We start from the raw sequence: 13237 nt of genomic DNA on the forward strand, positions 1-13237 counted from the left end.
CATAATGTCCGCTGACACCCACCGTTCGGTGAACGACCAACCCGACGACCTCGCGAGCTTGCGCGAGCTGGTAAGCCACCCCCACGTCGTCGAAGTCCTCGACGCGCTGTCGAGCCGCCCGCACGCCATCGCGGAGCTGGCCACCACCATCGCGGGCCGTCGCAGCGCGCTGATACCCGCGTTGCGGGTGCTCGCCGCACACGGACTGATCACCACCGACAACCCCGGCAGCTGGGACCGCCCGCTCACCCTAACCGACACGGTCGGATTGACCAGCCGAGGCGTCGACACCGTCGCATCACTGTCGTACCTCGCCGTATGGACCGCCCTCTACGAACACACCGATCACGTCTGCGAGCGATGAACCCGGGCACCGGACTCGCTGAACGGTCGTAAGAGCAGAACCACATGATCCAACTGACGACCCGCGGGGTGGCGTGGGCCTGGCCAAGCGCGGGAACACGATCGCCAACGGTCCAAGATCAGAGCAACCGAGACATATGTCGCTGTGACAACATATTCAACTATCAAGCGCCAGAACGCATTCCGAACGCGACAATCGCGCAAAGCGTGCCGAATTCAGAGTTCTGCCCCATTCGTTCCGCATCTCAAACGTGGCCTGCGGTCGCCGGAGGTGGGCGGGAATAGTCGATGGCTGGGACGCATGAAGCCCGGTCGAGTAATCCAGTCCCGCGCCAAAACCACCGATAGGGTGACTCTCATGACCGATTCCGATCTGTCCGCCCTGCGCGCCAGGGTCGCCGCCGGCGACCGTGACGCGGCTGACGAACTCGTCGAACTCGCCGGTGAGCGTGGCGATATGGACGAGCTGCGGCGACTGGCTGCCGATGGCAACCGTGATGCAATCGACCAACTCGTTGAACTGGCATCCGAACGTGGCGACATCGCTGAATTGCGGCGACTCGCCGCCGAGGGCAACCGTGATGCAAGCGACGTGCTGGTCGAACTCGCCGAAGAACAAAGCGACGACACAGAATAGCTGCCGGTCGACGTCGCCTTCGCGGGAAAGACTTCGGCGGGGTGGGCTACGCGATCAATCATGGCGGCAGCGACCATATCGTCGCAGTACATCTCGTCGCGCTGCCGGATCAAGCCCGGTTTCTGCTGGTTCCCGAGAACGCGGACGCCCACACATCGTCGAGCACCAAGCGCTGCCGCACGTCCACCTCACCACCGCCAATGACGGCGACGACGTGGTGGTCGGACTGGCGTCGCTCGACATCGAACGGAACGAATTCCGTCGCATGACCGATCTGGTCAACCGCACCGATCCCGCCACGCCCCGTCCCGCAGTCTCGGACTTGACGGTGGGGTCTGCCGATAGCAACAGGGAATCCCGTTCGTACACGCACGTCGCCGAATTGAACGCACACTGGCCGCCGGGCACACTGGCCCAATGCCGACCGCATACAAGAACCCACATGGGCAGCACACGGTGCGGCAATGGTGTTCGAAAGCCTTGGCGCGAGCGGACTTCCCACTCGCCAACTCGACGGTGGAAACCAGCGTCGGCCCAGTCGAACTCACCTCGGCCGGGACCGGACCGCCGCGGGTCGTCATGGTGCCCGGGACCGGCTCCAACGCCGCGGTGGCTCTGCCGTGGCTAAGGGCGCTGTCGGCCCGCTGGGAGACCACGGTGCTGGATCTGCCCGGACAGCCCGGACTCAGCGACCCCCACCGGCCGCACCGGACCCGGTTGGCCTGGTATGGCCGCGTGCTGGACGAGGTCCTGGCCGCCATGGAGGTGGACGGTGTTGTGCTGGTGGGCAATTCGCTGGGCGCCGCGGTGACCTTGGCCGCCGACTCGCCCCGGATCGCGGGGCGCGCACTTGTCTCACCCGCCGGTTTCATCCGTCTGACGGTAGACCCGAAACTGGCGCTGGCTTCGGCCATTTGGCTACTGCATCCCACCGCCGAACACACCCGCCGAATGCTTCGGCTTTTCGTCGCCCCCGGCGAGAACCCTCCCGAGACCGAGGTGGAATGGATGACCCTTATGGCCAGCTATTGCCGTACCACCCTGGCCCCACCGCCCCTACCCGCCCCGCTACTGGCCCGCTGCGCCGAGCGGCCCTGTGTAGTCGGGGTCGGAGAATATGACCGGTTCCTGCCACCCCGACGACTGGCACCAGCGGTACGCCGAACCATGAACCTCGACCTTCGGGTCTTCCCTGGCATGGGACACCTGACCACCCCAAGCCACCTCGACAACGTGGTATCACTAGTCGCCGAAGTGGCCGAACCGCCCGCTACCTGAACCCGGCCGACAGATGCACTGAGCCAGCATCCGCAGGGCTGTAGCTGTGGTGCTTCGAGCCGCCACCGTTGCCTCGACACCGGCGGTGGCGAGCACACAGTGATGGTGGATGGGTCGATTTGCGACGGTCACTCGATGACCATCGGCGGTGCGCTCAGGAACGGGGGCACCTCGAGCCACTGGTGGATCGGCTTGCCGCCAGTTCCGGAGGCTACCGACAACCCGCCCCTCGGCGCGAGCGCGCGCTCGAGTGCGATGTCGGTCGCCAAGTGGAAGCAGACGTTCGTGGAGCGAGGACAAGAGCGCTGGAAGAAGTGCCCGGCGGCCCGGCCGGAGCGCAGGGACACTGCGGTTGCGGATGGAGAACGAGCAGCTGAAGTCGGCGCCGACGGAAGCAACGGTGCAGCTGCGGGCCCGGCCAGCACGAGACCGGACAGAGCGCGAGCTCTTCCGGTCTCGTGACGTGCGTCGCCCCTGGTCACAGGTCTGATGCCGCTTCGCTGTCCCGGCTGTCATCCCATCATGCGGCGTCGAGGGCCCCGGTGATCTTGCGGACCATCTCGGCCATGGTGGGGCTGGGCTGGCTGTGGTGGATCTGGGCGGCTTCGATCGCGAGGAGGACGGTGCTGCGGAAGTTGTCGGCTTCTGCTGGAGTCTGCTTGGCAAGCAGGCTCACCGCTGCGGTTAGGGCCGGTAGTACCTGGTCGGCGAGTTCAGCTACGGACTTGCCATTGAGCTTGATGCTCCCTGACTTTTCGGCGAGGACGTGCCCGACCAGGCCGGTCGCCGAGGACAGGGCGATGGTGCCGTTGGTGGCGATCTTGTGCGGCTTGCCGGTGGCGTCAGCTGCGGCCAGCAGCGAGACGGCACCGTAGGCGGCGGTGCGCAGGGTGGTCTTGTCCTGGTCGGTGAGGGTGAAGGACATGGTGGTGTTCTCCTTGAAATCTGTTGTGGTGGAATTCGATTGAATGGTCGGAGGATGGAATGCGGTGAGGTAGGGGCCCGTTGGTTATCGGTTCGACGTACCTTCCTGGGCCGCTGCCGTCTCACGGACGGCCTGGGCGACGGCGCGGAAGTCTTTGCGCAGGATGTGGGAATGGTTGCTCGCGACCTTCGCGCTCACCGTGACGTTCGGGTTGCGGGCAAGCACCGGATCCAGTGAGGCCCGCACCTGTTCCATCTCCCCGTCTTTGCTCCCGAGGCTGTTACCCGTGGCCAGGACGAACCGCACCGGACGGGTCGCGCGGTCGAGGACCGGCACGCTGGCGTCGGCGATCTCGTTGAGTTCGATGTTGACCTCGGCGTGCTGGGCAGCGCTCATCCGCGCGGCCATGCCGAACGGACGCGTCAGCGGCAGCAGAAACCGCATCCGGTGGAACAGCTTGCGGATCCGCTCCGCGCCTTCCTCGCCGGTCAAGCCGCACGGAGCGGCGTCCACGGTCACCGTCCCCAGGACGCGGTCCGGATTCCGGTCGGCCCAGTGCCACGCGAGGATCCCGCCGTAGGACCAGCCCACCAGAATCGGCCGCTCCACCCCGCGCGCCGCGAGCACGGCATCGACGTCTCGTAAGCACGCCTCGAAGGAGTAGTCCGCGGACTGCTTGGATTTGCCGCGGGCCCGCTCGTCGTAGGCGATGTGCCGGTAGCCGGGGCCGAGGTCGGCGATCACCCGCCGCCAGTGCGACTGATCGGCGTAGGCGCCGTTGAGGTAGACGACGGGCTGGCCCGGGCCGCCGGTGTCGGTCACGGCCAAGGCCGTGTCATCGACCGGCACCATGCCGGTCCAGGTCGAATTGGTCGAGGAGGCGCTGTTCTTCGTCATGGCAACCACTGTCGGCGTCTGGCCTGACACCACCCTGACACCTGCCTGACACGGCCACTGATACGGTGTTCCACCTGCTCGCACCGGGCCAGGGGAGGCAGCGGCGCCTCCTGACGGCCAGTTGGTGTTGGCAGCCGAAATACCCACGGCCAGTGGGATTCCCGCGCGGTCGGACAGCACGTGGATCTTCGAGCCGGTCTTGCCACGATCGACCCGGCTGGGGCCGGTCGTGGATCCCCCTTTTCGGCTCGCACTGTCGCCGCGTCGATCACCGCCCGCGACCAGTCGATCAGACCTTCACCGCCCGGCTCGTCCAGCATCGCGCGGTGTAGACGCCGCCACAGAGCGGCCTCGGTCCACACAGTGAATCGGCGGTGCGCGGTCCGTCGCGACGGTGACGCCGAACGACGGCGGCGGCATCCGCCACAGCCGCTGGTCAACACGAACACCGCCCGCTCGTCGGTCGGAGTCGGGCCAGCGCCTTGCGGGCGCGGGGTGAACTTCGGCAGCAACGGCTCGGTCAGTGCCCACAGTTCGTCCGGCACAAGACTTTTCGACAGTTCATCGGTCACGAGTCGAACATCCTGGGGCACAAACGATTTCGGCGCGCCACACACGAATCACAGCCACGGAAGACGCGGTCTCAGGGCCGAGGTGGTATGAAGTTGTGAGTGACGAGCAGCCCCGAACCGGATCGTCCGGCGCCATTCGAACCGCGGCAGGACCTAGTAGAGCGTTCGGCACCGCTACTTCCCGCTGGCAGTGAAATCCGGCAGGTGTTCATCTGCCAGACTGCGCCGAGCTTCATCTTCTTCCTCATCACATATCTCACGGGTCTCACGATGTTCTGGAACAAGTATCGGTGCGTGGCAGTCACTGCGAACGCCATATACGTGCTGGAGAGCAGCAAGCTGTCGGGCGGCGCTAAGCCGCAGCAGCTGGTGGGCACCATGCCACGACACACCCAGCTCGGTCCGGTCTCCGGCCGATGGGGGCAGGTGAACATCCTGGGCCAGCGCCATTGGGTCCACAAGCGTTTTCACGACGCAATCGCTGCCGCCGACCATGAGGCCGGCCTTACCCGCTGAAGCGCGGGGCCGGTCAACCAGTTCCCGTACTCGACCTGTTCGGACACCCGCCAGTGACATGAGCCCCACTCGCCGCCCCACTCACCTGCTACCAGCAGGTCGCGGAGGCGAAATCATCGACACGAGACGCTGTCTAAAGGACTGCGAGCGGTGCGGAGTTGATCATCAATTGGCCCGGGGAGGAACCCAGAAATGGGCCCACTACGCCCGAGCCAGCTGGGCCGAATACCTCGCCCACGCCCGCCCGTGCCCCGATCCAGACTCACCAACCTCACCCAATATCGCAGACGCTAACGCACGAACGTGCTGGGGTTCGGCAGGCTAATATTGATGGCGTCCTTACGGTTTCGATGATGTCGGCGAGGCAGATTCGGTCGTGTTCACACCTCGATGCGCGAACCCATGATCACTGTCCGCTCGCCCGGCAGGCCGAAGTATGCGGCGGCGTCGGCGGTGATGTAGGAGGTGGCGATGAACAGTCGCTTTCGCCATGCAGCCATGGTCGGTGCCGGACCCTTCTTCAACTCGATCTTCGACAGGTAGTACGTGGCACCATCGACCGAGATCTGGCCTTCGGTTTGGGTGGGGTCGAGCAGCCGCAGCGTGTGCGGGACGTTCGGTGTCTCCATGTACCCGAAATGTGCTGTCACGTGGATGATGCCGTCGTCGCCGTAGCCGAGGGAATCGATCTCGGTGCGTTCGTCGTCCGGGACGCGCGGCACCGGCAGTGTGTCGATCGCCAGGATGACCACGTGCTCATGCAGCACCAGGTTGTGTTCGACATTGGCGCGCATCGCCAGCGGCGTGGTCTGTTTGCCGCGGTTCAAAAACACTGCGGTGCCGGGGATCCGCAGCAGCGGCGGCTGACGATCGCGTAATTGATCGATGAACCCGCGCAGGGGCCCCTCCTTCTCCTCCCGCGCCCGGGTGACGACCGCACGCCCTCGCGCCCACGTGGTCATCACGGTGAACGCCGTGACCCCGATCAACAGCGGCAGCCACGCCCCGTGCACCAGTTTGGTCATATTCGCCGCCAAAAACAGCAGGTCGACCGCCAGCAACGGAACAGCACCGAGCAGGACCAGCCACAGCGGGGCACCCCACTTGGCCCGAGCGATGTAGAAGAACAGCAGGGTAGTGATCGTGATCGTCGCTACCACCGCCATACCGAACGCATACGCCAACGCCGCCGAGCTACGGAACGCGAACACCAGAGTGATCACCGAAACCATCAGCACCCAGTTGATCCAGGGGACATATATCTGCCCGATCGTCGACTCCGAGGTGTGCGCCACCCGCAACCGCGGCAGATAACCGAGCTGAGCAGCCTGCGACGCCACCGAATAGGCACCGGTGATCACCGCCTGGGAGGCGATCACCGTGGCGGCGGTCGCGATCAACACCATCGGCAGCCGCGCCCACCCAGGCGCCAACAGGAAGAACGGACTACTCACCGCGCTCTCGTCACCGAGCAGCAGCGCACCCTGACCGAGATAGCTCAGCGTGCACGCCGGAAGCACCAACCCCAACCAGCCGCGCGTGATCGCCTTGCGACCGAAATGGCCCATATCCGCGTACAACGCCTCCGCGCCGGTGACCGCGAGCACCACAGCCGCCAACGCGAAGAAAGCGATACCGAAATGCCCGAACATGAAACTCAACGCATAGGTCGGCGAGAGCGCCTTCAGAATTTCCGGATGCCCGGCGATGCCACCCACCCCGCAAGCACCGATCGAGACGAACCAGACGATCATCACCGGCCCGAACAACCGACCGACCACCGCGGTCCCGTGCCGCTGCACCGCGAACAAACCCACGATGATCACCACCGTGAGCGGCACGATCAGATCCTCCAACCCCGACTCGACGACCTTCACACCTTCCACCGCGGATAACACCGAGATCGCGGGGGTGATCATGCTGTCACCGAAAAACAGTGCGGCACCGAAGATCCCCAGCCCGGCCAGCGCGGTGGCGGCCCGACCGCGTGTCCCACCCATCCGGCGCAGCAACGTGATCAACGCCATGATCCCGCCCTCACCGTCGTTGTCGGCGCGCATCACCAGGGTCACGTAGGTCAGCGTGACGATCAGCATCACCGACCAGAAGATCAGCGACACGATGCCGTACACGTTCGCCGAGCTGATCGGCACCGGATGCGGATCATCCGGGTTGAACACCGTCTGCAAGGTATAGATCGGGCTGGTACCGATATCACCGAACACCACCCCGAGCGCACCGACCACCACCGCCACCCCCGCCGAATGCGCACCGCTCGCCACCCGCGCCGACTCGGTGACCAGAGACTCCGTGCTCATGCCCCAACTCCTCGTTTGCTGATCCGCACCCGATCACGGCGGGGACCACGACGATGCCACCGTAACGACTCGGTGGTCTGTCACATCTCATCGATCACACAACGTGTGTCGCCACGTTATCGGGCGGTTTGGGTTGCCAGTTAAGAGAGCCTGGGCCTCTGCGCAGCGAAGTCGCTGCGGATCCGCCGGATTGCCGTATTTCGCGCGAGGCTGGACCCGGCGCAGGCTGAGGTCGTCGTAGTCCGGGACCCCTTATCGAGCCGTGCAGGCGCGCACCCCTGTGCTATCGGGTTCGGCCGCGGCCCTGGCGGTTCCGAGCGGGACCACATTGATCAACCGCGCGCCCGCGGATGAGCGCCCACAGTCCGGCGGCGGAATTCGGGACCAGCGTCTTCCCCACCCGCGGACCTCACCCACACGATCATTTCCCCGCCGCGTCGGATCGACGCATCGCCGCCGTGGCAACACCGGCGCTCGACGCCGCCCGGCTCTGACCTCGGGCTCCGGAGGTTTCTTAGCGATATCTCAACGGCCGAGCCTGCTAACAGCGGCCTACTCTCGAAATATCGCAAAGGGGGAAGCAATGAACATTGGACTCGTGGTGCTGCTCGCCACCGAATCGGGGGATCTCCCCAGCTACAGCACGAACGCGGTCATGATCGGCTCCGCCATCCTGGTGATGATCATCCTCGTGGTCACCGCCTACGTGATCCTCAGTGGATGGCGAGGCTGACCCCTGGCGGCTTCCACGTGCAGAAGCCCCTAGCCACTCGTTGCGGCGGAGATTCACCACCGACCGGTGCGGATTGTCACCATCACGATCGGGACCTGCGGATACCCCGCACTATCCACAGCGGGTTCGGCATGTGCTCGAAATTCATCGAGCAGTAGTACAGCGAAGATCTGCTCCGCCCGCGCATGGGTCGGGAGTGCTTCCGCACCCTTCACCCCAGGCTGATCCGCTAACCCACGACCTCGACGACCCACGCGCGCCGAGCATCAAAAACAATCAGTTACCAGGTGTTTTCGCAGCATTCCAACTGGAAGAGAACATTCGCCCCTTGGCCGAAAGCGATTGTCAACGCCAACCGACGATCCCGGTCAACATCGGAAACTGATTGAGGGTAGCTATTCGGTCCTTGCGCTATTCCCCCGCATGACCGGAGATGCTTGCCGAGCGCCGGTCGGTGCAACCCACTGGAAGTACTCTGGCTTGCCCGGTCTCGCAGGTATGCGGGCCGCAAGCGCTGTTCCGGGCTGCTCTATGGAGGCTGGAAGGTGTTTGGCCGGCACGCCAATGGGGGTGCGGGATCGAGTTCGCCCAGGGTGCCTGATGAGTGCTGTCCCGACGACTGTCGCGAGCATCGCTGCGCACGCGCGACCGCGACCCACGGCCGCTCCGCGACGAGCTCTCCGATCCGGGCGCGGGGTGTCTCGACACCTACTCTGTGTTACAGTCTACCAGTACTCGGTACTACCGAGTAGCGCACTTATCGAAAGGGGCTTCTACGGACAATTTGACGGAAATGCTGAAAGGTACGCTCGAAGGCTGCGTCCTCGAGATCATCGGCGCCGAGGAGACATATGGTTATGCCATCACGCGTCGGCTGAATGAACTCGGTTTCGCGGACGTCATCGAAGGGACGGTCTACGCCATCCTGCTGCGGTTGGAGAAAAATGGACTGGTCGATGTTTCGAAACGACCTTCCGACGTCGGTCCACCGCGCAAATTTTACGCACTCAACGACGCGGGACGCAAAGAGCTCGCGACATTCTGGACGAAATGGGAATACGTCTCATCGCGCATCAATGAGCTCAAGGGAAGCGAGAAATGAACTTCTGGGAGACGATCACAGGCAGCGATCTCACCAAGGAATACACGGCCTTCGAAGCTCGAGCCAATGCTCTCCCGCCAGAGTATGCAGCGGCGTGGGAAGATATCAAAATTCATATATCCCCTTATGCGGGCTTCACGGGTCGCAACTTGATGCCGATCCTCGACGGCGCGCTAGGACTGCTCGAGGAAACGGCGTCGGATGGTCAGAGTGTCCACGAGGCACTGGGCAACGACATCAAAGGCTTCTGCGCGGCGATTGCCGGCGAAGAAGGAGCCAAGAGTTATCGCGACAAGTGGCGCGACCAACTCAACAACAACGTTGCAAGGAAACTGGGCCGGCTAGGAGGATAAAGTGGGCATCCGCGACATCATCGAAGGTAAGAGAGAGTGGCGGGCGCACATGGCGCGGGTCAAAGCGCTCCCAACCGATTACCAGATTGTCTACAAGGAAATTCAAAAATACTTTTTCAAGATCGGGCCAGTCGAGCTAGTCGACGGGAGCTTGCTCTCGGGGCTTCTCGATTTCCTCGAGGAAGGGGTCGCAGCCGACAAAGGAGTCATGGAACTCATCGGCAATGATGTCGCGGCTTTCTGCGACCACCTGATAAAAGACTCACGGACCTATGCCGACATCTATCAAGAGTCTGTCGCAGGAAGGAAGTCGATAAGGGACTGAAATGAGCTCCGTTGTCTCACTGACCGTCTGTGAGCCAGAGAAAGCCTGCCCCTGACCGCGGATTTTTCCCGTTGGTGCGGTTCGCCTCATTCATCGCTCACCTCCCGGTCGGCATCCACATCACCGCCATCCACGGCGATATCGACCGCACCGTATCCTCGGACCAGAGTCGCCGCTACATCACCGCGGCTACTCCGGCCGGCTTGATCCGAGCAAACTCACCGGCCCTTCACAGCGACCGCCGCACCCACACCACGGCACCCGTTCACCGCCCGCCCGCCACCCCACAGGCCGAGCAACGACATATCCCCGGTTTGCCCAACCGGGGGTCTTTACGGCATCTTTACGGGTGGTGCGCCGGGAAGTCTGGTCGGCAACCCGACCCGGTCGGCGGGTCGGGCGGTCCGGCGAAGGGGTGGCCGAATGGTGCTCACACAGAACGGGGTGTGGCAGTTCGACGCGATCGGCGAAGCCATCCGCGCACAACATCCCGTCGAGGCCATCCCCCAACTGCGGGCGTTCTTGACATAGTCGCGAACACAGGACGAGGCGTTTGGCAGTTCGAGTCGATCAGCGAAGGCGGCCGGGCACGGCCTCTCGTCGAGGAGATCCCACAACTCAGAGCTTTGTTGACCTAACAGCTCAGGCGAGTTCATGGGCGCATCGACGATGGCAGGGTTTGATCCCAGGTAACCACCGGTCCCGCAACCGAATAGGCGAACCCCGACAGGACCAGAGGCCCATCCCGGCCGTTGCGAGCACGGCGGTCACTACGCGAAGAGGCCGGTGGAAAGCGCACACCAACACAATGCCCATCGTATCCACACAGCCACTGCTCGCTGGCGTCCGCGCGGTCCGCACCTCGAAGGACCGTAGCGTGCAACGTCCTTCGATATCGGCAGCAGGGCGTCATGCACTGGGGTAATTTGGGTTCTGGTGTGCCGGGAAGATCTGGTCGGCGATCACGTAGTGCTGTCGACCGGAGGGAACCGCGCTCATGCCCGTATCACAGGACCTGCCTGCCGCACCGCCCCGATCCGCGACCGCCCGATTCCGGTCGGTATTGCATTCACGGCCAGTATTGTTGACGGCTTTCGCCTTTGCTGTGATGGCCGACCCGGTGTCATCGGTCGCCTACGCCATCGAAGCCGCCCTGCGCGCACTGCACGGCGATCTCGGGTTACTGCTGGTCACGATGGGGCTGGTCGTCGCCATCATCGGGGTGATCATCGTCAACTACCAGCAACTGGTGGCCCGCTACCCCCAAGGTGGGGGCGCCGCCGCGGCAGCCGGTGAGGCGTTCGGCGAGGCGTGGGCGTTCATCCCGATCGGCGCACTGATCGTCGATTTCGTGTTGACCATCGCGATCAGCGTGTCCGCGGGGTCCTCCGCGGTAATCGCCTACATCCCCGGCCTCGCGGACTGGCGGATACCCCTAGCTCTGGGGTTGCTGGTGTTCGTGGCCGTCATCACCTGGTTCGGGCACCTCGGTCGCACCCTCTTCGCCGTGCTGACCATGTTGTTCATCATCGGCGGCACCATCGTCATCATCGACGGCTTCACCACCGGAACCGCACATGCTGCCATCACCGACCACGCCGACCGCGCTCCGGTGCTGGCTGTCGCCTTGGCGTTCCCGGTCGCGATGGCGCTGGCCACCGGTGTCGAAGCCCCCTCCTCCGCGATCGCTCAACTCGGCCAACTCGACGATCGAGGACGACGCCGGTTCGGGCGAATCACCCTGTGGCTCACCCTCGGTGTGGTCGGCGGACTCACCCTCGGGCTGACCGCTGCCGCAGTCCACCTGCACATCGGTGTCCCAGGCACCGACTCCACCCAACTCGCCGACCTCGCCCAAGCCGCCACCTCACCGGCCGTCTACGCCTTCTTCCAAGCCGCGACCGCCCTACTCCTGCTGTCTGCGGCATCGTCATCATTCCAAGCCGGGCCCGGGCTCCTCAAAGCCCTCGCCCGATACATCGACGCGACTGGCCGCGAAGGCGGGATCCTGCCCGCAGTGCTGGGCCATACCAACACCCACCACACCCCCTACTGGGGAGTCGCTGTGTTCACCACCGTCTCGGCAGCAGTCACCGTGGCAGCCGACGGCCAAGACCAGCGCCTCGTGCTGTTCTACGCCGTCGCGGTCTTCGTCAGCTTCCTCACCGGCCTGATCGCCATGGCTCACTTCTCCCATCAAGACCGGCAACGAAAGTGGCTCACCGTCAACCTCTTCGGCGCCACCGTCGTCACCTTCACTCTCATCGTCAACCTCGCTCGCGGCGAACCGCTCGCCTCCCTCGCCGCGGCCCTCCTCCTCGCCGCTCTGCTCTACTGGGGCTGGACCCGAGCCGGACGACCCCGCGGCATCGCCCACGCAACCATCGAAGCCGAGGCCGCCTAAATCGACACATGCGAAGCGGCCGAACTCCCTCGGCAAACACATACACAACCACCCCGAACGCGATGACGCCGAGACCGCCGACGAGGCACGCGAAATGTCGGCACCCACCCCGTCCCTCGAGCCACTGCCCCAAAATGTCACCCCGCATTTCCGGCTCGAAAAACGGATGTTCGGCGGTTTACGCGAAAAGTTCAGCTGTGGACCGGTTTGGACGTGTGTCTGGTCGAACACGCCAGTAGCAGCAAGGTTCCCGACCGCTGATCGACGCTCCGATCCCGTCCCGGCTACGATCCGAGCCGGTCATGCCAGGCGGCCTTCGCGCCGCTGTCACCGATTCGGTAGACCTGCACCACCGAACCAGCAGACACAGCCACCGCGACGGCAACCATCGCGATGATGACAACCCGGTTCGCGGTAACAGCAGCGATCCTGGCGGTCCGAGACCATCGGGCGACCCACTCGCTGTGCGTGGCCCACCATACGACCGCCAGCAGGAAAGTCACCGCCGACCACGGCAGCAGACCATCGGCCAACTGCGTGTGGATGCGCACCAACGGATCATGGGCGGTGTGGTGTTCGAGCCACTCGCCGGATTCGGTCGTCAACGGAATCGCCACCAGCGCGGCCAACGACACAAGGGGCGTGATCGGGCCCAAGCGGTGTCGAGCAGTGGGCCACAACACGGACGCCACCAGCATTAGTGCGGCCAGCGGCACCAGTACGACGACAACGTGAACCAGCAGGATGTGGGTAGGTAGCCCGTTGATCGTATTGAACCCCATAGCCATTCGAATCTCCTCGGTCACCGGGTAAC

At 64.3% G+C, this 13237-nt stretch carries 13 protein-coding genes and 1 pseudogene; 9 read left to right on the top strand and 5 right to left on the bottom strand.

What is annotated here, in order from left to right; all coding sequences use genetic code 11:
* The first annotated feature begins 4 nt into the window (after window positions 1-4).
* The 3 genes from AB0J47_RS21300 (at window position 5) to AB0J47_RS21310 (ending at window position 2278) form a co-directional block, all read left to right on the top strand.
* Window positions 5-364, top strand: a complete 360-nt coding sequence (locus tag AB0J47_RS21300; RefSeq protein WP_364348278.1) for a hypothetical protein — start codon at window positions 5-7, stop codon at window positions 362-364.
* 357 nt (window positions 365-721) lie between these two features.
* The gene (locus tag AB0J47_RS21305; RefSeq protein WP_364348281.1) at window positions 722-1000 is read left to right on the top strand and encodes a hypothetical protein; all 279 of its coding nucleotides are present in this window, start codon (window positions 722-724) and stop codon (window positions 998-1000) included.
* Between the two features lie 417 nt (window positions 1001-1417).
* Window positions 1418-2278, top strand: a complete 861-nt coding sequence (locus tag AB0J47_RS21310; protein WP_364348284.1) for an alpha/beta hydrolase — start codon at window positions 1418-1420, stop codon at window positions 2276-2278.
* A gap of 520 nt (window positions 2279-2798) precedes the next feature.
* Here the strand turns inward: AB0J47_RS21310 and AB0J47_RS21315 are convergent.
* From AB0J47_RS21315 to AB0J47_RS21325, 3 genes and pseudogenes are all read right to left on the bottom strand, one after another.
* Window positions 2799-3203, bottom strand: a complete 405-nt coding sequence (locus tag AB0J47_RS21315; RefSeq protein ID WP_364348287.1) for a hypothetical protein — start codon at window positions 3201-3203, stop codon at window positions 2799-2801.
* 84 nt (window positions 3204-3287) lie between these two features.
* Window positions 3288-4100: an alpha/beta hydrolase gene (locus tag AB0J47_RS21320; protein WP_364348490.1), complete on the bottom strand. Its 813-nt coding sequence runs from the start codon at window positions 4098-4100 to the stop codon at window positions 3288-3290.
* Between the two features lie 120 nt (window positions 4101-4220).
* Window positions 4221-4672, bottom strand: a pseudogene (locus AB0J47_RS21325) (transposase); the annotation flags it as partial.
* A gap of 204 nt (window positions 4673-4876) precedes the next feature.
* Here AB0J47_RS21325 and AB0J47_RS21330 point away from each other — a divergent pair.
* On the top strand, window positions 4877-5188 hold the full coding sequence (locus AB0J47_RS21330) for a hypothetical protein (RefSeq protein ID WP_364348290.1): 312 nt from the start codon (window positions 4877-4879) through the stop codon (window positions 5186-5188).
* Between the two features lie 380 nt (window positions 5189-5568).
* Here the strand turns inward: AB0J47_RS21330 and AB0J47_RS21335 are convergent, their stop codons facing one another.
* Entirely contained in the window at window positions 5569-7506 is a 1938-nt protein-coding gene (locus AB0J47_RS21335) for a potassium transporter Kup (protein WP_364348293.1), read from the bottom strand.
* A 583-nt stretch (window positions 7507-8089) separates the two neighbouring features.
* Here AB0J47_RS21335 and AB0J47_RS21340 point away from each other — a divergent pair.
* From AB0J47_RS21340 to AB0J47_RS21360, 5 genes are all read left to right on the top strand, one after another.
* Window positions 8090-8239 (top strand): hypothetical protein, encoded by a 150-nt coding sequence (locus AB0J47_RS21340; protein ID WP_364348296.1) that lies wholly within the window; start codon window positions 8090-8092, stop codon window positions 8237-8239.
* Between the two features lie 793 nt (window positions 8240-9032).
* Window positions 9033-9341: a PadR family transcriptional regulator gene (locus AB0J47_RS21345; RefSeq protein WP_364348493.1), complete on the top strand. Its 309-nt coding sequence runs from the start codon at window positions 9033-9035 to the stop codon at window positions 9339-9341.
* Entirely contained in the window at window positions 9338-9694 is a 357-nt protein-coding gene (locus AB0J47_RS21350) for a DUF1048 domain-containing protein (protein ID WP_364348299.1), read from the top strand. The genes AB0J47_RS21345 and AB0J47_RS21350 overlap by 4 nt, the downstream gene beginning before the upstream one ends.
* 1 nt (window position 9695) lies before the next feature.
* Window positions 9696-10019, top strand: a complete 324-nt coding sequence (locus tag AB0J47_RS21355; RefSeq protein ID WP_364348302.1) for a DUF1048 domain-containing protein — start codon at window positions 9696-9698, stop codon at window positions 10017-10019.
* Window positions 10020-11127: 1108 nt separating this feature from the next.
* Window positions 11128-12423 (top strand): amino acid permease, encoded by a 1296-nt coding sequence (locus AB0J47_RS21360; RefSeq protein WP_364348305.1) that lies wholly within the window; start codon window positions 11128-11130, stop codon window positions 12421-12423.
* 284 nt (window positions 12424-12707) lie between these two features.
* Here AB0J47_RS21360 and AB0J47_RS21365 read toward each other — a convergent pair whose 3' ends face one another.
* Window positions 12708-13211 carry a hypothetical protein gene (locus tag AB0J47_RS21365; RefSeq protein WP_364348308.1) on the bottom strand — a complete coding sequence of 168 codons (504 nt, stop codon included), beginning with the start codon at window positions 13209-13211 and terminating at the stop codon, window positions 12708-12710.
* Between the last annotated feature and the right edge of the window lie 26 nt (window positions 13212-13237).

The organism is Nocardia sp. NPDC049737 (genome assembly GCF_040674755.1).
Classification (GTDB): Bacteria; Actinomycetota; Actinomycetes; order Mycobacteriales; family Mycobacteriaceae; genus Nocardia.

Bases quoted from the DNA above. Each gene is read 5' to 3' on its own strand.
- AB0J47_RS21360 (WP_364348305.1), top strand. From the start codon at position 11,128: ATGGCCGACCCGGTGTCATCGGTCGCCTACGCCATCGAAGCCGCCCTG.
- AB0J47_RS21345 (WP_364348493.1), top strand. From the start codon at position 9,033: ATGCTGAAAGGTACGCTCGAAGGCTGCGTCCTCGAGATCATCGGCGCC.
- AB0J47_RS21335 (WP_364348293.1), bottom strand. From the start codon at position 7,506: ATGAGCACGGAGTCTCTGGTCACCGAGTCGGCGCGGGTGGCGAGCGGT.
- AB0J47_RS21365 (WP_364348308.1), bottom strand. From the start codon at position 13,211: ATGGCTATGGGGTTCAATACGATCAACGGGCTACCTACCCACATCCTG.
- AB0J47_RS21340 (WP_364348296.1), top strand. From the start codon at position 8,090: ATGAACATTGGACTCGTGGTGCTGCTCGCCACCGAATCGGGGGATCTC.
- AB0J47_RS21300 (WP_364348278.1), top strand. From the start codon at position 5: ATGTCCGCTGACACCCACCGTTCGGTGAACGACCAACCCGACGACCTC.
- AB0J47_RS21320 (WP_364348490.1), bottom strand. From the start codon at position 4,100: ATGACGAAGAACAGCGCCTCCTCGACCAATTCGACCTGGACCGGCATG.
- AB0J47_RS21350 (WP_364348299.1), top strand. From the start codon at position 9,338: ATGAACTTCTGGGAGACGATCACAGGCAGCGATCTCACCAAGGAATAC.
- AB0J47_RS21310 (WP_364348284.1), top strand. From the start codon at position 1,418: ATGCCGACCGCATACAAGAACCCACATGGGCAGCACACGGTGCGGCAA.
- AB0J47_RS21315 (WP_364348287.1), bottom strand. From the start codon at position 3,203: ATGTCCTTCACCCTCACCGACCAGGACAAGACCACCCTGCGCACCGCC.
- AB0J47_RS21305 (WP_364348281.1), top strand. From the start codon at position 722: ATGACCGATTCCGATCTGTCCGCCCTGCGCGCCAGGGTCGCCGCCGGC.